Here is a 19,739-nt window from a genome sequence, read left to right as displayed (position 1 = left end):
ATATAATACACTTTGACATGTAGAAAAGAGCTTGTCAAGGCTCCCGCATTGCGCTCCTTGACAAGCTCTATAGTCTTATAGATCAGAAGTGTGGAAGCTTAAGCACCTGACCTGCCTGCACTCCCCGATCCTCCAAAGCGTTAATACGCATAATTCCTTCAATATATACCCGTGTATCCATTCGTTCCGGTTTATGATTCACGGCAATCTTCCATAACGTATCTCCAGGTTGTACGGTCAGCTTAATCACCTCTTTATTAGAAACTGAAGGTGCTGCGAAAACCGTAAGTACACCTGCCCCTGCAACCCAAACGATAATTACTAGAATAAGAAGCTTGAGTAAAAGAGTATTGGTAATAACCTGTAACAAACGCACCTTACCCTCTTTTCGGGTCTCCTGTAAATTCTCTAAGTTCATCGGGAAAATACTTTGATAAGTGCTATATTTCATAATTGGCCGCGTCCTCCAAACGTTTGTTCTTATGTTTTTCACAATATAACACGAACGTTTGTTTTGTTCAATAGAAAACAGAACAAAAGTTCGTAAATATTTTTAGGGATTATTTAGAACTTATGTTTGTACGAACGGAGGTTCTATGCTATAATTTTCCCAAACGTTACTAAATGGGGTTGATACGGTATGTCTAAGATTTCGAGCCGCCAGCAGGCCATTCTTGAATTTATCCGCAATGAAGTGCGTCTAAAGGGATACCCCCCTTCTGTACGCGAAATAGGCGAGGCAGTCGGATTGGCCTCCAGTTCTACGGTTCACGGTCATTTGGATCGTTTGGAGAAAAAAGGACTCATTCGCCGCGATCCTACGAAACCACGGGCTATTGAATTACTTGGTCAAGACGAATCGGATAACAGCAACTTGATTAATTACTCCATTAGTCGTGTTCCCGTCGTCGGCAAAGTAACCGCTGGTCTTCCTATTACGGCGACAGAAAATATTGAAGATTACTTTCCTCTTCCCCAACACTTTGTTGGTGAGGATAAAATATTCATGTTATCTGTTGTAGGCGAAAGCATGATTGAAGCTGGTATTGCTAACGGAGACTATGTAATCGTACGTCAGCAGCAGACCGCTGATAACGGAGACATTGTAGTAGCTATGACAGATGAAGACGAGGCTACAGTTAAAACCTTTTACAAAGAAAAAGATCATATCCGGCTTCAACCTGAAAATCCAGCCTTTGAACCGCTTCGCCTGACACACGTCAGCATATTGGGCAAGGTTGTTGGACTCTTCCGGGACTTCCACTGATTTATCGTGCTTTCTTCCCCGTTATACTACCACGAATATAAAACCGGCCGCCTAGGCGAGCCGGTTTTATATTGTTATTATGTTTACTATGTGTGTCTCACAACTATTCTTTCCTTTTTAGCAACCTATATTGTCTCTACTATTATATCCCCCCCATTATCCGAAATAGTTCCCCTCTGATCTTGAACTGTTTACTTTTATTAGCTAAATAAATGGAAATTTGACTCATGTGAACCTACTGTAGCCTTCCCCTATAACGTAAAGTTGGGAAGGCGAACGCAGGCTAGTATGAGCTTTTTTTGTTAAACATTTAGGAACATAGGTACTAGCTTCTTTTTGTCTTTAGTAGATTTATGCTGATACATTACTAGCACAATTGACATATGTATATAGCAGACCTAAAGCAAAGGAGTTATGCAGATGATCAGAAATAGAGTTAAAACGTATAAGCATCGCATCGGGAAAAACAGATATCTGGTCGTTAAAGTCTTTCAAGCCGCAGCTGCTAAAACAGGAAGCGGAAATGCACTCGCAACTAACGCATTAAATATCAAAATTTCCAAGCGTAAGCATAAACATCATTAAGATTTAACCGTACCTTCATTTCTTTGAAGGGAGGTGACATTATGAGCAGAAGACACAGCAACCGTGAATTGAGAAGAAGAAGATTAAACATCCGTTCCAATCAAAGAGCCACTGCGCGTGCAAGAGGTAACGCACTGGCTGTTAATCTGTTTAGCGTGAATGATAGACAACGCAGACGTTAATAATTATTTTCAAGCAAAAAGCAGGAAGAATTCTTCCTGCTTTTTTTGTGTTAAATCAAACACCAAACTACCAATCCCGCAGTTATAGCTTCTTCAAACTTGTATCAGCTTTGGTCCTGCTTGCCCACTTTTCTTTATAAATTTTATAAACAAGGCTCGAACAGCTGGACCCATAACCAATAATTGTAATGGATAGGCCACAACAAAGTTCTTTATAAAAATTTCTAAATATGCTTCAAATAATGAATGATCACTAATAGCATGACTAAGAATTGAAGTTAATAAACCGTAGAAAGACATAGAACAGGCCATTCCGAACACCATACATGTTGAAATCGTGATAACTAAAAATATTTTTTTGGATTTATCAAAAGGTAGACTTAAAGCAACTTTTTTTGCTATAGGACCCACGATATATAGATCTAATACGAGCGCTATAATAAATCCAATTAGAAATTCAACAGCAATGGTAATCAAGCTAATTTTTCCAATCAATCCGTTAATCAAAAGATTATAGAAGGTCATAATAATGACCATTCCAAAACACATAATAGCCCCAAAGTAAAAGCTTTCCTTTTTAGTTGTTGGCATTAAATTCAACCTTTCATTTTTGATGTGATTATTTTAGCTGCAACAAAATTTTCATGTAAGTGAACTTTTTATGAACATATCATCCTGAAATTAATGTATAACATTAAATACAAATACTAGAAAGTTGGTAACATTTTAATGAACAAAGTATCTTTGCTAGCATCAGCACTTCTTGTCTCATCTGCAGCTTTCGCAGCACCTTCTTTTGCAGATCAGGTCACAACTGACACTTATAGCTCATTACAAGACTCTAATAGAAGTATAGAGTCAGTTACACCTTTTGCTAATGTTGAATATGTTGTTACTGTAAATACAGCCAAACTTAAAGATGCTGGAACTGATTCTAATATCTCTATTACTTTGTATGGTTCAAATGGAGATTATGCTACCGCTACACTCAATGGAAGTTTTGAACAAGGAGATTCGGATACAACAAGAATTAGCACCAGCAACCTTGGTGACATCAGAAAAATTACGATCAGAACTGATGGATCTGGACATAAACCAGGTTGGAAAATCGCTAATATAAAAATTACTGGAAACAGGAAAACTCTTCCATTTGCAAGCCCAAACCGTTGGCTTGGCGATGGCGGTTCTCCAGATTTCGAAACACTTTTCCCTTCTTAAGAACATCACTTTCAACAATTACAATTTCTCTAAAAGACTCTGTCAATATTTGATGGAGTCTTTTTTTATTTTGAAAAATCCCCACTACCTTAGCTGGTCGGGTGGGGATTTCGCTTATTTAGAATATTCACTTACACTACACATTAGGAATTTTCTAATATTTGATTATAGCTGATCCTGCTTTAGCTCACTCTTTGGATTCTAATTGAATCCATCCATATACTGGTGAGTCAGAGTTGATTTTTTGTTTTATCAGTGAAAGGTTTTCATAGTTGCTGGAACTGTAAAGCGACCCTGTTTTTGGCGCAACTTTTACTGTCAGTATATTTTTTATATTTGGTTCTTCATCAGTACTAGTCCAGACTAATCGATTATAATAATTAGTATTAAACGGGTTTTCTAAACCACTAATCGAAAATTTCACTCTTTTCCCGACAATAGCTACATCTGTATATGCTGTGTCATCTTTAAAAATTACTAATTGAGATGAAACTAATTCTTGATTAAAAGAGTTTGTATAGGTGTCATGGGTAACACTTGCTACTGGCTCGTATCTTAAATTGGTTCTGTGCAATACCATTAAGTTAACTGGTAAAACAGTTTAATGAAACAGACAATATATTTGGATTTTTTTGCTACATACATTTTTACAGTCATATTGAGCTAACGTTCTCCATTAGCTCAATACATTCTTTGGAAAGTGTCGATATTGTTTGCAAGTCTTTACATTCGGGACACTTCTTAAGGTTGCGTTCCGTGTCAATTGAGTCCATTAAATTGCCTGAGCATTTGGATGAAATCATGAAGCTTTGTATCTTTCCAGTCCAAAATTCGTTCAAAAAAAACGGACTCCTTTTCCTTTAGCGCATCAATTAATTGTTGTTGTCCATGCTCGGTAAGAGATAATACAATTCCCCGTCCATCACTTTGGGAGGCCTCTCTGTTCAAATACCCCAAAGACTGGAGCTGTTTGACAAGACGACTTACTGAACTTCGATCCATCGCAGTTGATTCTGCTAAAGTGGCGGCATTAGTTGGGCCATAAGAATACAGCCAACGAACAATGTGGAAGGCCGCAGGTTGTAAGGAGGAGTCAAATTTCGCAGCAGCTCTGACATTCAAGGCGTGTGAAGCACTGATAAGTGCGTTAAGCTGCTCGCCCAACTCAATCTCCAATTTTTTCCTTGGTCCATTTTTGACTTCATTATATTTCATCCTCAATCACCTTTCTCTCGATCAAAAACCCATAATAAATCAAATTTGATTGACATATATCAACCAAATTATTATAGTGGACATATGTCAATCAAAGGCGCTAAATCGCCGGTTTTTGGAACTCCAATAAAATTGTAACACATGAAGGAGAAATGACGATGCCTAAAAATGCTACTATTGTCATAACAGGTGCCACCAGTGGTCTTGGACAGCTAGTCGCAATTGAATTGGGAAGACGCGGCCGTTTTGACCTTGTTTTGACTGCCAGGAGTAAAGAACGTGCTGAAGCTACAAGAAAACAGATTGAGGTGTTTAGCCCATCAGCGAAGGTTGACTTTTTTTATGGAGATTTATCAGTACTAAAGGATGTTAAACGGATCGGGTGTGAAATAGCCGCCGCATACCCTAAAATTGATGTGCTGTTAAACAATGCGGGTATCCATGCTTTTGAGCAACGTATCACTTCCGAGGGGTTTCCTGAAATGATTGCCATAAATTATTTATCGCCATGGCTGTTAACACATACACTAAAACCGTGTCTGCAGAACGTAGACAAGGCCAGAGTTGTCAATGTTGCCTCCGAAGCTTCACGCCGTCATGGAGTTTTGAAGCTCCCCGAAGATTTAACGGATACAACTGCCTTTACCGCTCGTGGCTCATCGCCCATTTATGGAAAAACCAAATTATTGAATATTATGTTCACTGCTGAACTGGCAAGACGATGGTCGTATACGGGAATCAGTGTAAATGCACTAAATCCAGGATTCAATGTTACCGGATTGGGACGAGAACTTTGGTTTGCCCCTCTATTAGAACGATTGTTGAAGTTTCTTCGTCTTGGAGATCCGCGAAGAGGAGCAGATATCATCACCCGATTGATTGTAGAGCCGGAATATCATAAAAAAACGGGTGGATACTTTAACGTCGGAACCGGGAAATCTATTGAACCGGTCTCACCCGGAGAAGATCCCAAGATGCAGCAAAAACTGTGGAAGGCCACAGAGGATTTGCTGGAACAGAAGGGATTCCTTTCATGAGAACTGATTGATGAAGGAATAAGACGGCAATATAACGTTGATAGCCCACACGTTATCGGTGACTCTGATAAGTTCGTAAATTGGTCAGCGTTCGCATTGGGCCGGGTTGGTGACTCCCCTTACTCAGCATAATATCGAACGGGAACAAATAACCTTTTGTCTGTCGATCTGGTTCGATCTTTGGTCTCCCTACTGCTAGCCAGTTTTTTAGCCATTGTCATACACCAAGTATTCATTTCCTTTCTAACACAATCAAAAAAGAAGAAAAAGTTTCCTGACCTTCTTCCTTACAAGAGTTATCTTTTTTAGTACATAAAAAATAAGCCTCAGTTTAATCTGAGGCTCAGAGTTCCATATAGTATCTATTTACACTTCAGGCGACGTAACACGATCCTTGGGTCACGACTTAAGCTCACTGTAATTGCGATATGCCTTGTGTCACTCTTGTCATTTCATACAAAATATTATATTCCTCTATAGTAATTTATTTTTTGTCGTCTATTCTCCCGTATGCTTCTGCAGTTTCATCACCAGTGATAACTACGTATAAATACCCCCCGCTAGGTACGTCGACATAATCAGTAAATGATCTCCCACTCATAAAAGTATCAAAACTATATGTACCTATTGGGCCATACCTAGATGTGCCGTCAACAGAGTACATAAACATTATTGTAGCTTTACCTGGACCAGTATAACCACCACGTAATCTAACTTTTCCGCCATTTGTATGAATAATGTCACTTTGGGCGTAGGTTTCGTTTTTCCACTTAGTTGTGGTTACGTAGCTGGAAGCTGAAACGCTTGTAGCAAACATTAAAAAAGCAGCAATCATGACTAGAAACATCGGTTTGAACTTCTTCATTGAGTATCCCCTCTCAGAATATTGGTATGATTACATAATAAATCTACTATTCTAAGTGTGTCGAAGTAAGGGAAAAATTGTTGTAGATAAAAAAACTCTCCGGCTGCTTACGAAAGAAATAGAGACCGTTAATCAACGATTGGAGTTACTCTCAATAGAGAAATTATTGTTGTTGGCTATACCATTTCCGAAGTTGATTTATATTTTGCTTGGTGATACCGGCTATGATCAGATATGTGCCAGATTCCAATAAATTAATCACAAAATTATAATCCGCTAAGAGATCCTTAAGTGAAATATCCCTGCTTTGCGGAATATTATTATGTTTATCAACCATAGGACCATACTTTTCCTCAAGATATTCAGGAATATCTTCTCCTTTAATTCTGTAAACCCATTTCAAGTCTACATATGACAAATGCCTAACCAACTGGGAAGTGCTGTTATACTTATGATCTGGCCCTTTATAATCTAACTCGCTTTGCTGCATATCTTGAACGATGGACTTTAATCGGTTGTAATTACCCTCCACCATTGAATAAAAGATGCCCACCTGCGGTGTCATAGATTCAGACCCTCTTAGATCAAAAATCATTAAAAAACCTCATTTCATGGGAAGATATAATTTGTCATAACTTTGTGCCATCAAAATATTTATATGTATGCTTTAAAACTGAACACTCAGTGACTCATTCGGGGCATAGTGTAACAATTCCTTTAACTAAAAAGCTCTACCAACCATAAGGTTAGTAGAGCCTTTGCATTTAAGAACCTCCAACCTGTACAAGGATCTGAATATGTTGCGTCAGGACGGGAAAAAACAAAAAGCTACTTGCAACGATTAACAGTGTCATTTTTTTCAACATTGTCTAACCACACCTTTTCTGATAGTTTAAAATACTCTTCTCTGGCCTCTGGAGACGCGTATGCTTGGAAATGTGCAAAGAGACCCGTACAGTTTATAAAGTATGTTTCATTGTTTAGTATATGTGCTTTTACCATAGCACATAATAATTGTTTAAAACCATCATTGTACTTCCCCCTGTTTAAATAATAGTAGGCCACTTCGTAACAAAACCATGCAATATAGTCAGGTACCACTTGTTGGGTGTACATATCAGTAGATAGCGGAAGTTGGGTAAAGGCATCAATGTCTATCTTAAATCGTGATAGTACATCATCTACATTCAAATTATATCGGTTAGCCGCTATCATAACGTTCAACAACTTTGAGAGTTTTTCATCCTCCACAGTATGTGCTGTTTCAGCTATGTATTCAACATAATCTGCAAGCACACTTGTATCTCCAGATAGGAGTTTATTAACGTAAATATTGCATCGTGCCCAGTCTTGATACATTTCTACCCAATATAGGGTATCATCATCAGTCTCTCTAACCCACTCCAAGTCTGCATAGGCATATGTATATTGTAGAGCTTGTTGATAATCGCCTTGGGCATCACAGACACTTGCACACAATAGGTCAGCATAGGTAATATATACAAACATGGGGCGACTTAAACTATTTTTAGACTCGTCATCCTTTAGTTTCTTCTGTTGATGTTTCAAAGTGTATTGGATTTCCGCCTTAGCTCTCAATTTTCTCGCTATTTCATCAACCTTATCCCATTTACGCAAAGATCTGTACACATTAGCTAAGTCCTTCAATGCATCAAGTTGTTCTATTTCATCTAGGCGCTCGACATAAGGCTCGAAAAGTATGGCTGCCCTAAGATTGCGGCTTTGATCGTCATCAATCTGAATCGTGAAAATCCGATATTGACAGATGGCCAAGCGTTCAGAATGTTGATATTTTTCCACTTCTGCTACACTTTCATAGAGCAATAGTGCAGCATCATATCGTCCCTGCGCTAACAATTCTTCTGCAATGTCAAATAGCTTGGGTGAGTAGAGTAGATTGTCCATGATAGCTCCCACCACTCGACGGATCGCATCCAACTTGTCCAACTCTGCACAGCGATACAAAAATGGTTCGATTCGCCTCATATTAGGGGGAATGTCGATAATATAGTTTTCTACATATAAGTCGTAAAAATAGCCTTCTGGTAAACCCATAGCCTCAGTGATTCTATCAATTTGGTTAACAGACATAGAACTATTTCCTGTTACAATGCCACTTACTATCCCCCTATTAATGCCTGCGATATGCCCGAATTGCGTTAGGTTCAGACCCTCTTGTTTTAGGTATCTATCTAATTCCGCCCGAATCGTAGGTGTATGCTTCATGTCATATCCACCCTTCACATAAAAATTCCAAAATTTTTATATTATTGTTATCTATTTTTCTCTAAAATTGACCATATGTCAATATATTATGCGAATAATGTGAGATTTCATTTTTAACATAAAATGAAATAAAAAAACTTCGGTAAGTAAGGTTTATGCTGATCACTGACAGTAGAACCCAATAAGCGCAACCACCTATTATGGCAGGGTTTCCCAAGTAGGCTGTAAAAACTTAGTTAACCAAAAGGAAGGGAATACTATGGTTACTGCCAAATAACCTATGCGCCATTGAGTTCAACTTTTACCATCTTAAAAAAAAGTGAAGTGTGTTACATTATAATTTTTCACAAAATTAAATCCAAAATGCTTTAGTAATTATAACCAAGAGGATAAAAAGCACCAAAATTGCCGCTGTAGAAGTCCACACACCGTAGCCACCTTCACATGCACCCATGGTTTTAACCTCCTTTAATTGTTGTACTTCTAATATATGTATAGATACTTTTTGTGACAGGGCATACAGACAAACAAAACAAAGGCTCAACCAGCTAAACCGGCTAAGCCTAATCACCTTTTTGTAAAAGCATTACAAGCTTGTGCCACTAGAGTATCTCCGACCAATCGGATCACTTGCTTAGCTCTCTGTCAATAAGGAATATGGGATATGCACCGTGAAAACGCCATGTTTAATAGTTCCTGGTTATAAACTAAATACTTATTGTTTTGGTCCAGCACCCAGTTGGCAAAACCTAACGCTCTGGTGTAGCTACCATAATCGTAGGGATTAATTTTAAACTCAAGAATATCCAGCATAATCTGGTTCTCTTCATCTGATAATTCCAAGCCCAACTTACTAAACTGTCTTTGACGAATTCTCCGAGCAGTAGCATCTTGTATAGCTTTGTGCTGGTTGGACACTTGTCCATTATGTTGACGATAATACAATACGTTTATGGGGAGGTTCGCCATTTGTACTTGGAAAGCTAGTCGGTTCCACAATTCGTAGTCTTCGGCATGGGGATAATTACTATCATATTGAATGCCAAGCCGACGGATCATGCTATTGCGCATGATTATAGCCGGATGGCAGATACAACAATGAAATAGCAACCATGTTTTTATTTCGTCATGACTGGCCGGATTTACCTTTATTGATCCTCCACTAGATGAAGTAAAAGCAGCACCGCATACATCAATCAATGGATTTTGATCCATAAATGCGATTTGAATAGCTAGTCGATCTGGCGTAGAAATATCATCGCTATCCATACGAACGATATATTCACCATTGGCCCTTTTTAATCCTTCGTTTAAAGAAGCGATTAACCCTCGATTGGTACTATGGAAGATTTTTATCACTCTAGGGTCTGATATTTGTGAAATAAGAAAGGTGGATCCATCTGTCGAACCATCATCAATAACAATTAATTCAAAATCTGAATAAGTTTGAGTTAAAATACTGTGTATTGCTTCCAAGACAAAAGCCGAATTATTGTAAACTGGCAGTATGACCGAAGCTCGTGGCACAATATTCCCTCCATTTCATATTTTAAAAATAGAATCAGTAATAAAATCACAAAGCAGCTCCCCTATTTTTGATAGCTGTTCCTTCTATATTCTTATGTTCTAAGATATGTTCTGAAATATATTTTTGAAGCGGCTTCCCGGTAATATAATATGGCCTTTTGAAAATTTAGAAGCTTTCCACTCCTAGATAGCCAATCCTCTTATCAAAAGACACCTCCCTATAATTAATTAACAGAAAAAGATTCGCTCGTGCCATCAAAGATTGATTGGTTTGAATATTCATGCTTCAAAGTCGAGTTATTTACTTCTTAGATGATATTGACAAAATAAGTAATAAATTTGTACAATTAGGAAAAATATATTACTTAGATCCCATTCTTCATCGGTAATAAACCTATTATAATATCAGTAATATTTTCTTAAAGATGGGTATAACAACTCTTTTTTGCCTCTCCTTTTTGCAAATGTGCCTGTATTCAATTTAACATAACCAATATTTGTCAGATATCACGGCTCCATATACTACTGTATATCTATATCTAAGTGGAAAACGGACTGTGAGATTCAGCCGATGATCATATCTGCATCTTAAAAAGGGAGATAGAATGATGGAACGAAATGTAACATTCGTAGAACACTACACTCCAATTTTGATTGTCGGTACGGGTATCTCGGGACTTGCTGTCGCTTATTATTTATCGAAAAACAATATCAAGTATACCATCACAACAAAAAAGAGTGCGCCCAAACAAAGCAACTCCTTTCTTGCAGCCGCAAATACACGTGTTCCATCGGAGAATGATATTAACAATATTATTAATCTTACGATTAATAAATGTGGAGCAGATCGATCGGTTATTGAAACGCTATATAGAAACTCCAACATGGTTATAAATTTTTTCGAGGAATTAGGAATCTCTTATGAGAAAACATCCTTTGGTATCATGCCTGAATGTTTGATTAAATCACAGGGAGGAAAAAAATTAATTAATTGTTTGTTACAACATATTGAACAACCGCTGTGTAATAAAATTTTGATTGATTTGGAAAAGTATAATGATGGAATTATCGCATTATTTTATGACATACAATTAGATCAATTTATCAGGATATATACTAATTATTTGGTATTAGCTACAGGAGGATATGCGGGACAATTTAATTACAATGATAATTCACCGGGTTCGACTGGAGAAACGCTTATCCTAGCTAAAAAAATAGGTGCAAGATTAAAGGGAATGTCTACTGTAATGTCTCATCCTTGGTCAATATACAATGGAAGACAAATTTTATTGGGTGGAGTTGTATCTTTAAGCCAAGGGAAAATAGTAGATGAGGAAGGAATTCAACTATTAAAAGATGAGTATATTTGTGATGCTATTGCTCGAGATGATTACCACGAAATGATTGACGAGATTTTACATTTTGAACTAGATTGCATCAAGCAAAAAAAGGATATGTACTTGGATATGAGCCATGCTGATGAAACTATATTGAATGAAAGATTTAAAAAATATGGATTTAGCACTAAGGTGGTTAAAAATAAAAGAATCAAAATCACACCAACAATGCACTATTCTTCAGGAGGAATCGAAATCAATGCTAATGCTGAAGTTATAAACTTAAATCGTGTTTTTGCTACTGGAGAAGCTCAATTTAATGGTGATCTTGGTATGGGAAGAATCCCTGGGCAAGCATTTGCAGCGGGTATCGTTTTCGGTAAATTAATTGCTGACAAAATAGCTAATGAAGGTGTCTTCAATACTCAATACCCGATTACATTTAAAGATCCACCTGAACCTATGCAACTGTACTCAAAAGAAAATAATGACTTTCCAATTGAAGAGTTTCAGAAAAAGTTGTCAACTCTAATGGTGGATCTGATCGCTCCTGATTCATCTGTGGTTTCTCTATCACTCCATAAAAGAGAAATACAAGAAAGTCAAAACATAATATTGAGTAGCGCAAGAGGATCAGGAAAACGATATGAGGATATTTTAACATTATTTTTTGGATATTTTGTTGCGTTAGAAATTATAGAAGATCTTGAAGAAAAGGCATTCGGTATAGGCTAATAAACCCTTCAATGAGACGTTCCCCTTTCCGACGAAACCCAATAAGCGCAAAACTATTATGGCAGAAATTCAGCAAGCACCCACCAAAAGAACAGCGAATGCTGTGGCTATTGCCAAATAGCTTATGCGCTTACTAGAATCAACCTTTTACAATCCATGAGTGAAGTGATATTATCCAACAGTTCTTTTCACAAATTAAACCCAAAGTGATTTAGTGATGATAACTAAGAGAATAAAGAGCACTAAAATCGCCGCTGTAGAAGTCCATACACCGCCGCCGCCATTACCTTCATATGCACCCATGCCTTTTAACCTCCTTTATCTGTCGTCACTTTAATATATGTAAGAATACATTCTGTGATAGGGCATGCTGGTAATTAAAAAACACCACAGAAACATTTTTCCCTTTATTTTGAATATATCCACTCTTATTCCCGTTTTCATTGACATTGGATACTACCTCTCCGTTAGAGCAGGCACCATTGATAAAAATACCATTGACGCATGAAAGTGGATCATAGCGCTTCTGAGTTATTAAAGCTAATCAAGAAAATGCTCAAATAAAACAAGCTCTACTAACCTTAATCGGTCGGCAGAGCTTGTTATCTAATCTGATTTCGGGCAGATTACCAAAGAAATAAGGGTATTGAACTTGCTGATGGGGCACTACACAATTTTCTTCACAAAATTAAACCCAACACGATTTAAGAATGATAACCAAAAGGATATAGAGCACCAAAATTGCCGCTGTAGAAGTCCACACACCTGCACATCCACTCATAGCTTTAGCCCTCCTTTAATTGTTTTCACCTTAATATATGTATAGCTACGACTCCGTGACCGGGCATTCAGTTAAATGGAAAATACACCCAACCAGGCGAATCCAGTGAAAATGCAGTTGTAGACTAAGCATCGGCGTTAAAGTAACTGGCAGGTTAGTGGTGGAGTTGTAAATTGACTCATGTTACATCGCGTGTTAGTATGATTTTAGCCAATAACTGAATAAAAACGTTTTCTAGGGTTCCGCAATCGCAAGATTGGTCTGGTCCAAGAGAAAACGCACAGCCAAGTGGCTGTGACACGGAGGGATAAAAGCCTGGGAGATAACCGCATTGCGGTTTATTTCCGGGCTTTTATCTTTTTCTTTTTTGCCCAATTTTTAATAAGAAGTTTAAGGAGGAGCGTGTTATGAACAAAACGTGGTTTTCAGTCATTGTGGCGGCTATATTCGAGGTTGCTTGGGTCAGTGGGTTAAAGCATGCGGATAGTTTTTGGGAATGGAGTGGTACAGTAATCGCAATTTACATCAGCTTTTATTTGATGATCAAGGCGGCTCGTTCATTAGCGGTTGGAACTGTATACGCTGTATTTGTCGGGCTAGGGACAGCTGGAACTGTAGTAGCTGAAATTCTATTGTTTGGCGCAGACATAAGTGTTTCGAAAGTAGCCTTAATCGGGCTGCTACTTATTGGAGTGATTGGACTAAAAATACTTAGTAAGAAGAAAGAGGAGATAAGTAGACTATGAATTGGGTGTATTTGATCTTAGCGGGCATTTTTGAAATGATCGGGGTTCTGCTTATAAACAGGTTCAATCAAACCCGCAGTTGGAAATCGCTGACTCTTTTGATTACTGGTTTTGGCCTAAGTTTTATATTTTTATCGTTGGCAATGCAAACACTCCCGATGGGAACAGCTTACGCTGTATGGACTGGAATTGGCGCTTCTGGAGGCGCTATCCTCGGCATGATCTTTTATAGTGAGCCCCGCGGTTTAATGCGCATTTTGTGTATAGGGTTGGTCCTTAGCTCTGCTGTGGGGCTGAAACTAGCTAGTTAAAAATATATATTGATACAGCTCTAAAGTTCGTTTCCTGAGCAAGCTAACGATGAATGTTAATTTTAATAAAGCTACGGCAGTCTAGGATTATATTTCCTCTTCCAAGGCTGCCGTTGAAATAAAATTCTACGAGAGTTTAGAACTGAAATTGCAGAAACCAACCTCAGTGTCATCTTCAAAACGCAATCGTTCAAAATTATGAAGTCGACAAAATATATTAGGTAAATCTCTAATATTAAGAGTCAACATTTGGACTTGTATATACTTTTGATAAAGTTCTTCTTGTGTGCATATAGGACTTGTGAACAAGCTAGAACCCCCTTGCTACCATATTTGCTTATGGTATCCTCTACTTTTCCATTAATTTATTGAATATCTCTCTATCTTTGGAAGTAAAGTCGGAAATCCGTTTCTTTTGCTCGTACGTGTTGGTACTTGAATCCAATTTAATGAAGCTCTTTTCCCCAACCACGTATACGATATTTTTTTTTATCTTATATGACACAATATTATCAACAGTATTTTCCAGCGGATCAGCAAGATGATTATAAAGAATTAAAGGGTCGTGCGGCCCCCCTCTATAAATTTGAAAAGTCCCGTCACCAAAATATTCTACGGTATCTTTGCCTGATGGGTATTTATACTTCGTATTATCCCCCAAATTCACTAAAAAAATTATAGTAGTAGTTATAACTAGTAGAAAGAGCAAGATCAAAATAAAGATATATCTACGCTTCATCCGCAATTCACACCTCACTTCCAAGCTTTTCTTGTATCAGTTACTGTTACATAAGACGTATATTCATTTAGTGTTCCCCATGATTCCATCAAATTTGTTAGGTTTGCTGCAGCCCAACCAAGTTTGTTGTTCCCAGTAAACATTTGTTTAAAATTATACTCAAAATTGTAGACCTCAGAATACGTTGTAGTAATTTTCCATTGCCCGTTTACATATGTTCCATCTATTTTGTACTTCATTTTGTGAAAAGCATTATATAAATCTTTATCACTTTCTAATCCCTTAGAACCATTATATGAAAAACTTTTAACTTTTTTAGCATTAGCTTTTTTAACTTCATCATTTACTATTGCGATGTGCTCTTTAGATTTTTAACTTGCTGCGCCTCATATGACCACTCGTTAAAGTGTAAATTTCCTGGTTTGTAGTCAAGTGAATGTTGAAGTAAATTGGCTGTGATGTCCCCGTACTTCTTTCGAGCTATAGGAACAGCTACTAATGCAAATGCTTTACGATCAGGATAATGTATTACAGTATCTGTTGAATTCTTTACCTTCTCTACGCCTCGCACCCAAGTCTTTTCTAGTTCTACCATCGGATTTTCAAACGGAAAAGTATTATTTCCTGCATACACTAACATATTCTTACTGTATGCACCTTCCAATACTTTTTTCGAGGCATCAGACTCATCCTGTTCTCTTGTTTCCTTAGGTTCTACCTGAGGACTGTACTGAATTTTTCCCAATTGATCTTCTTTTTGTTTTAAAACAAGTTCAAACTCAAGGATCTCTTTGCTAGTATCAATCTGTTCTTGATACTTATCTACATAAGCGTGTGTAAACGTAATATCTCGGATTGTATTTTCATTTCTAACGATTTGGATATTACATTTGCGATAGTAATCCTCACTATCAGGTTTATATTCTGTGGTTGCCCATGTATACAGCATGTTGGAATTATCCGCATTGTCTACAACTGAAGGAAGCGAATGAAGCGGAATTTTGCTTTGAATATGTAGTGAATGAGCCAAGTTTGGAGACTTAGCTGAAAGTTTTATGGAACTATTATTCTTATAAGTAAAGCCAATGATCTCACCATTTACAAACTCGATTGGTTCACCACCGGATTTGCGTTCTATTCTTATTGAAATGCTCATTGAAATAATCTCCTCTGTTAATTCAATCTAGTTTTGTAGGAAAAATTTGTAAAAAACTAATTTCCAAATATTAATATATACGAAAAATATTAAATAGTAAACATATTTTCAACGTGCTAAAGGACGTAAAAAAAGCCCCGGTTACCTATGGCCTTTTATGTACTGCAGAATAATATCCTCCAACTTAACCCAGCTAAAATCATCTTCACCGTGTGGCAGCCGTACGTGAATTGTAGGAATTTATTAGCGCTTGCTTGATTAGCTGCACTTTCTGATCATCCAATTCTGGCTTGCCGCGCCGTTAACTGTCGTTCATGAGTTTTAGATACGCTTCCTTATGTTCCTGTATGATGCGGCTGCTTTCCCCTAATCCATTACCTTCGAGTCTTATTGACATGACATGTATGCAGCCTCCTGATGTGTTATGGACGAATTATATTCTGAGTACAGAAAAATAAACTTCAGATCATTGGAGGTTTAATACCGTATAATGCCTATTTCCAGACGAGGAAATGTAATGATCATTTGGCACCATCCCAGCCCTCTATGATTACAATATAGAGCGTATCCGTCTTCGCTCAGCAGAATAATTGTAGGGTATTGGTAGTAGCGTTCGATATCAGGTAACAAAGCATTTAACTTCTTTGTTACCCGGCGTTTCTGTATCTATACAGATCAAAACAATGAACGACGAAAGCGGACACAACTATTATGCAACAATTACGGAATAGACGTTACCAAAGTTACCCTAAACTTTTGCAGAAGTTTACGATAGTGCACGTGAAGCCATGGAAAGATTATGGGGGCGATATTCCTGAGCCAGTAGGATAAGACAAGAACAGCAGTAAATTTAATGTGTGTATTCCTAAAAGCCTACGTCGTCCATTGCCAAAAGGGGCTACCGAAAATTCTCCCTTGAACCAGCATTGCCTTTACAAATTGAGCAAATGAGGGATTTACAATAAAGTTCGTCCCCCCTATTACCCCAGTCTAAACAGACGCATCGCAGTTCGTGCCAACCTCAAACGGCAAGTCATTCACCGCATTGGTGCCAAGATGCTAAAGGCTAACTGCGAGTTCCCAAAAAACAGTTGTCAATAAAGCGTACAATCACAGCACGTTGATACATTTAAACTAATCAGGAAATTAACCAAGTAGGAGGAAATAACCATGGCATTTGAAGGTTATGGAGAAGACAAGCGAGAACATTGGTTTGACTGGCCATTCCCCTTGTCGGTATCAATACTGTATGTAGATGCGGATGTAGATGAAACAGAAACGAAATGGTACCTCATTGACGAACAAGAAAAACACTTGATCCGAATTAGGGATGAAAAGCAAATTGAACTGCTTCATCATTGCATGTATGGAGTCTTGTTAAATGACGAGAAGATCAACTGGATTATTGATAAAAATGGCGGTAGATTTACCTATCACGATAGTGTGCAAGATTTTATCAAATTCCAGAAAGAATACCTTGATACACTATAAGTGGCGTGAACAGTTAAAAGCTCTACCGACCAATTAAGGTTAGCAGAGCTTTTAAATTTATTTAGAATATTCACTTACTTCAAATGTTAGGATACGATCATACAGCATGTAGTCCTTACGACTACTGAATGGGCCTTTATTGTTGTCGTGCTTATTAATGGCATATGAAGCCGGTCCAGAACCAGCCTGCTTACCTTCGTACCAAGCGATAAAGTCATTTACCTCTTTCATGCTCAGATCGAATTCTTTCTCTAAGCCAGTTGTCATGGTGACTACTAGAATAGCATGATCCCCGTTTGAAGTTTGGTCCGGGTCCTCTGTTCCTGGATTAGGAGTAGAGCTCGATACTTTAGACATCATCTCTAATTCGCTAAGAGCTAGATACTGACTTCCATTATTGCCTGTAATATTAATTCTATAATCTTTGTACGAATTAGGGTTAGAGAAAGTGAATTTTTTAGGAGTGCTATCTACCCATCCAGTGATATTTGACTGAGTGTCTAGCACATTCCAAGTAACCCCATCATTTGAGCCTTCGAAAGTCCAATCTTTAGGGGCACGGTCAGTTGCCGTTGTCTGTGGATATATCACATATTGCTCAATAACTTCGGCTTTAGGAAAGTCATATCTTAGCCAAGCAGAAGTTGTACTTGATGTCCACGCACTAGCAATAGTAGCAAATTCTTTGTTAAACGCCTCATAAGCGTATGAATATTCATTACTAGCACTTGCTACTCCAGATGGAAAAATGTTAGTTGTCATATGTGGAACTAGATTTTCTGAATACTCTGCTTCAGCTGCAAAAACATTCGACAAGGGAAGAGATAAAAGAACTAAAAATAAAACTGTTATACATGCTTTCTTCATTAAATAATCCTCCAATATTTTTAATAGAACTAAGAATAATTTAATTGAGGAAATGTGTCTAAACATAAACTTGCTTATCTATAAATATATTCTATATTTTTGCATATTTATTTTTTATTGGGTATAAAAAAGGACTCATACCATTTACCTGGGGAGTCCTTTATCTATACTTTAAATTTAAACTAATCAAGAAAAAAAGCTCTGCCGACCAATTAGGGACTGACCCCCGTTTGTGAGACAGGGATCAAAACACCTTCAAGTTTAAGCAGCCAGTCGCCTGTAATCTACCGGCGACTGGTTATTTAGTTTCGCTTGAATCCGAATTGAGTTATAGTAGGTGATGTAGTCTCGAACGGTCTGTACAACGATTGCAGTCGTTGTACAGATGAGATCTTCGAGGTAGAATGTTTCAGACTTTAGTGTGGAATGAAACGATTCGATGGGGGCATTATCAGCGGGCGTTCCTTTACGGGACATGCTCATGGTAATGCCTTTTCCCTTTACTGCAGCTTGATAAGCCTGTGACGTATATACGCTTCCCTGGTCGCTATGGAGCAGCATGCTTGACCGTTTTGGAAGTTGGTTCAGCGTATCCAAAACCAAGGACGTATCTTGCTTGTCCGCTATACTGTAAGCCACAATCTCCCCGTTGTACAGGTCTAGAATGCTGGAGAAGTACAACATCTTTCCGCCAAACGGTAAATAGGTGATGTCCGTGACGAGCTTTTGCAAGGGCGCCTCTGCATGGAATTGCCGCTTCAGCAGATTTTCTGCTGGATGAGCGGGCTGCCCAGTGGCCTTTCGTTTCTTCATCCTCACGCGGCATTGTAGCCCCTCACGCTGCATAATCCGCTGAACTCGTTTGTGATTCATTCTTTGCTCTGCCCGAAGGAGTGCGGTGATTTTCCGGTAACCATACCGAAATTTATGACGGATGCAAAGCTCCCGGATTCTCTCCACTGCTTTGTCAGCATACTCTGTCCCCACAGTTGCTTTCCAACGGTAGTAGGTCGCTCTTGCGATTCCGAGCCATGTACAAGCCTCAGACACCGTCACTTCGTCTCGAATGGATTCGATCCAGGCAACGGCGACCTCTGGTTCCACCTCCTTTCCAGTTCCTTGTACTTTTTTAGCAGGTCCACTTGCTGCTTCAGGAACCGGTTCTCCGCTTTTACTTTTTCGAGCTCCGAAGAGTGTTCCGGACCTTTTCCGTAGCTGTATTGTTTACCCACAGGCTGCTCCAGACGATGCACTTCACCTTTTCGATACCACCTCATCCATGTTTTTAGCTGTGTTTTATTCCGTATTCCCAACTGCTCCATAACCTCTCTTACCGGGACTCTTGCCAATCTCATTTCAATAGCTTTCATCTTTATTTCTAAGGGATAACTCACTCTCGTTGCCAACGTAAAAACACCTCCAAGGTTATC

The 19,739-nt window shown here is 38.2% G+C and carries 23 protein-coding genes, 1 pseudogene and 1 riboswitch; of the genes and pseudogenes, 9 read left to right on the top strand and 15 right to left on the bottom strand.

Annotated features, from left to right (window positions below; genetic code table 11):
• Positions 1–82: 82 nt before the first annotated feature.
• Positions 83–451, bottom strand: coding sequence for a LysM peptidoglycan-binding domain-containing protein (locus BN1546_RS23405; protein ID WP_013371494.1), 369 nt, complete (start codon positions 449–451; stop codon positions 83–85).
• Between the two features lie 189 nt (positions 452–640).
• On the opposite strand from BN1546_RS23405, the gene lexA reads away from it, so the two are divergent.
• The 3 genes from lexA (at position 641) to BN1546_RS27450 (ending at position 2,034) form a co-directional block, all read left to right on the top strand.
• The gene (lexA, locus tag BN1546_RS23400; RefSeq protein WP_013310545.1) at positions 641–1,267 is read left to right on the top strand and encodes a transcriptional repressor LexA; all 627 of its coding nucleotides are present in this window, start codon (positions 641–643) and stop codon (positions 1,265–1,267) included.
• A 420-nt stretch (positions 1,268–1,687) separates the two neighbouring features.
• The gene (locus tag BN1546_RS27455) at positions 1,688–1,852 is read left to right on the top strand and encodes a hypothetical protein (protein ID WP_016821950.1); all 165 of its coding nucleotides are present in this window, start codon (positions 1,688–1,690) and stop codon (positions 1,850–1,852) included.
• Between the two features lie 41 nt (positions 1,853–1,893).
• Positions 1,894–2,034, top strand: coding sequence for a hypothetical protein (locus BN1546_RS27450; RefSeq protein ID WP_167347010.1), 141 nt, complete (start codon positions 1,894–1,896; stop codon positions 2,032–2,034).
• A 93-nt stretch (positions 2,035–2,127) separates the two neighbouring features.
• Here BN1546_RS27450 and BN1546_RS23395 read toward each other — a convergent pair whose 3' ends face one another.
• Positions 2,128–2,625 carry a DUF2798 domain-containing protein gene (locus BN1546_RS23395; RefSeq protein WP_090738929.1) on the bottom strand — a complete coding sequence of 166 codons (498 nt, stop codon included), beginning with the start codon at positions 2,623–2,625 and terminating at the stop codon, positions 2,128–2,130.
• A gap of 138 nt (positions 2,626–2,763) precedes the next feature.
• Between BN1546_RS23395 and BN1546_RS23390 the strand changes: the two genes are divergently transcribed.
• Complete coding sequence (locus tag BN1546_RS23390; protein WP_090738928.1) at positions 2,764–3,252, top strand: PLAT/LH2 domain-containing protein; 489 nt, start codon at positions 2,764–2,766, stop codon at positions 3,250–3,252.
• Positions 3,253–3,439: 187 nt separating this feature from the next.
• On the opposite strand, the gene BN1546_RS23385 is transcribed toward BN1546_RS23390, so the two are convergent.
• Together BN1546_RS23385 and BN1546_RS23380 are read right to left on the bottom strand one after the other, a co-directional pair.
• Positions 3,440–3,832: a hypothetical protein gene (locus tag BN1546_RS23385; protein WP_255305516.1), complete on the bottom strand. Its 393-nt coding sequence runs from the start codon at positions 3,830–3,832 to the stop codon at positions 3,440–3,442.
• 179 nt (positions 3,833–4,011) lie between these two features.
• Positions 4,012–4,467, bottom strand: coding sequence for a MarR family winged helix-turn-helix transcriptional regulator (locus BN1546_RS23380; RefSeq protein WP_058829649.1), 456 nt, complete (start codon positions 4,465–4,467; stop codon positions 4,012–4,014).
• A gap of 158 nt (positions 4,468–4,625) precedes the next feature.
• Here BN1546_RS23380 and BN1546_RS23375 point away from each other — a divergent pair, with 158 nt between their 5' ends.
• Positions 4,626–5,504 (top strand): SDR family NAD(P)-dependent oxidoreductase, encoded by an 879-nt coding sequence (locus tag BN1546_RS23375; RefSeq protein ID WP_058829650.1) that lies wholly within the window; start codon positions 4,626–4,628, stop codon positions 5,502–5,504.
• Between the two features lie 484 nt (positions 5,505–5,988).
• On the opposite strand, the gene BN1546_RS23370 is transcribed toward BN1546_RS23375, so the two are convergent.
• From BN1546_RS23370 to BN1546_RS23350, 5 genes are all read right to left on the bottom strand, one after another.
• A complete protein-coding gene (locus BN1546_RS23370; protein WP_058829651.1) occupies positions 5,989–6,369 on the bottom strand; it encodes a hypothetical protein in 381 nt (126 codons plus the stop codon).
• Positions 6,370–6,532: 163 nt separating this feature from the next.
• Positions 6,533–6,964 (bottom strand): DinB family protein, encoded by a 432-nt coding sequence (locus BN1546_RS23365; RefSeq protein ID WP_369690594.1) that lies wholly within the window; start codon positions 6,962–6,964, stop codon positions 6,533–6,535.
• 233 nt (positions 6,965–7,197) lie between these two features.
• On the bottom strand, positions 7,198–8,616 hold the full coding sequence (locus BN1546_RS23360) for a helix-turn-helix transcriptional regulator (protein WP_013371498.1): 1,419 nt from the start codon (positions 8,614–8,616) through the stop codon (positions 7,198–7,200).
• A 352-nt stretch (positions 8,617–8,968) separates the two neighbouring features.
• Positions 8,969–9,070 (bottom strand): sporulation protein YjcZ, encoded by a 102-nt coding sequence (locus BN1546_RS28005; RefSeq protein ID WP_080683377.1) that lies wholly within the window; start codon positions 9,068–9,070, stop codon positions 8,969–8,971.
• Positions 9,071–9,261: 191 nt separating this feature from the next.
• A complete protein-coding gene (locus BN1546_RS23350) occupies positions 9,262–10,143 on the bottom strand; it encodes a glycosyltransferase family 2 protein (RefSeq protein WP_090738927.1) in 882 nt (293 codons plus the stop codon).
• A gap of 608 nt (positions 10,144–10,751) precedes the next feature.
• On the opposite strand from BN1546_RS23350, the gene BN1546_RS23345 reads away from it, so the two are divergent.
• A complete protein-coding gene (locus BN1546_RS23345; protein WP_090738926.1) occupies positions 10,752–12,218 on the top strand; it encodes an FAD-binding protein in 1,467 nt (488 codons plus the stop codon).
• Between the two features lie 195 nt (positions 12,219–12,413).
• Here BN1546_RS23345 and BN1546_RS23340 read toward each other — a convergent pair whose 3' ends face one another.
• Together BN1546_RS23340 and BN1546_RS28000 are read right to left on the bottom strand one after the other, a co-directional pair.
• Positions 12,414–12,521, bottom strand: coding sequence for a hypothetical protein (locus BN1546_RS23340; RefSeq protein ID WP_016821960.1), 108 nt, complete (start codon positions 12,519–12,521; stop codon positions 12,414–12,416).
• Positions 12,522–12,906: 385 nt separating this feature from the next.
• The gene (locus tag BN1546_RS28000; RefSeq protein WP_225683653.1) at positions 12,907–12,999 is read right to left on the bottom strand and encodes a YjcZ family sporulation protein; all 93 of its coding nucleotides are present in this window, start codon (positions 12,997–12,999) and stop codon (positions 12,907–12,909) included.
• Between the two features lie 223 nt (positions 13,000–13,222).
• Positions 13,223–13,323: riboswitch (guanidine-I (ykkC/yxkD leader) on the top strand.
• 83 nt (positions 13,324–13,406) lie between these two features.
• Between BN1546_RS28000 and BN1546_RS23335 the strand changes: the two genes are divergently transcribed.
• Positions 13,407–13,745 carry a DMT family transporter gene (locus tag BN1546_RS23335; RefSeq protein ID WP_090738925.1) on the top strand — a complete coding sequence of 113 codons (339 nt, stop codon included), beginning with the start codon at positions 13,407–13,409 and terminating at the stop codon, positions 13,743–13,745.
• Positions 13,742–14,056: a DMT family transporter gene (locus tag BN1546_RS23330; protein WP_090738924.1), complete on the top strand. Its 315-nt coding sequence runs from the start codon at positions 13,742–13,744 to the stop codon at positions 14,054–14,056. Before BN1546_RS23335 ends, BN1546_RS23330 begins: the two co-directional genes overlap by 4 nt.
• A 1,085-nt stretch (positions 14,057–15,141) precedes the next feature.
• On the opposite strand, the gene BN1546_RS23320 is transcribed toward BN1546_RS23330, so the two are convergent.
• Positions 15,142–15,951 (bottom strand): hypothetical protein, encoded by an 810-nt coding sequence (locus BN1546_RS23320; RefSeq protein WP_255305514.1) that lies wholly within the window; start codon positions 15,949–15,951, stop codon positions 15,142–15,144.
• A 141-nt stretch (positions 15,952–16,092) separates the two neighbouring features.
• A pseudogene (locus tag BN1546_RS28550) lies at positions 16,093–16,348 on the bottom strand (YolD-like family protein).
• Positions 16,349–17,121: 773 nt separating this feature from the next.
• On the opposite strand from BN1546_RS28550, the gene BN1546_RS23310 reads away from it, so the two are divergent.
• Entirely contained in the window at positions 17,122–17,442 is a 321-nt protein-coding gene (locus tag BN1546_RS23310; RefSeq protein WP_090738923.1) for a hypothetical protein, read from the top strand.
• A gap of 57 nt (positions 17,443–17,499) precedes the next feature.
• Here the strand turns inward: BN1546_RS23310 and BN1546_RS23305 are convergent, their stop codons facing one another.
• Both BN1546_RS23305 and BN1546_RS23300 read right to left on the bottom strand, forming a co-directional pair.
• Positions 17,500–18,309, bottom strand: a complete 810-nt coding sequence (locus BN1546_RS23305; protein ID WP_090738922.1) for a discoidin domain-containing protein — start codon at positions 18,307–18,309, stop codon at positions 17,500–17,502.
• Between the two features lie 261 nt (positions 18,310–18,570).
• Positions 18,571–19,715, bottom strand: a protein-coding gene (locus BN1546_RS23300; RefSeq protein WP_090737517.1) for an IS3 family transposase whose coding sequence is annotated in 2 segments (ribosomal slippage) — positions 18,571–19,442 and positions 19,442–19,715 — 1,146 coding nt in all. Because the reading frame shifts where the segments join, the coding sequence is not laid out codon by codon here.
• Positions 19,716–19,739 lie beyond the last annotated feature (24 nt).

Origin of the sequence: Paenibacillus sp. Mc5Re-14 (genome assembly GCF_001049835.1) — a bacterium.
Lineage (GTDB): Bacteria > Bacillota > Bacilli > Paenibacillales > Paenibacillaceae > Paenibacillus > Paenibacillus polymyxa_C.
The sequence above is the reverse complement of the archived record's forward strand: the minus strand, read 5'-3'. Positions and strand labels throughout refer to the sequence as shown.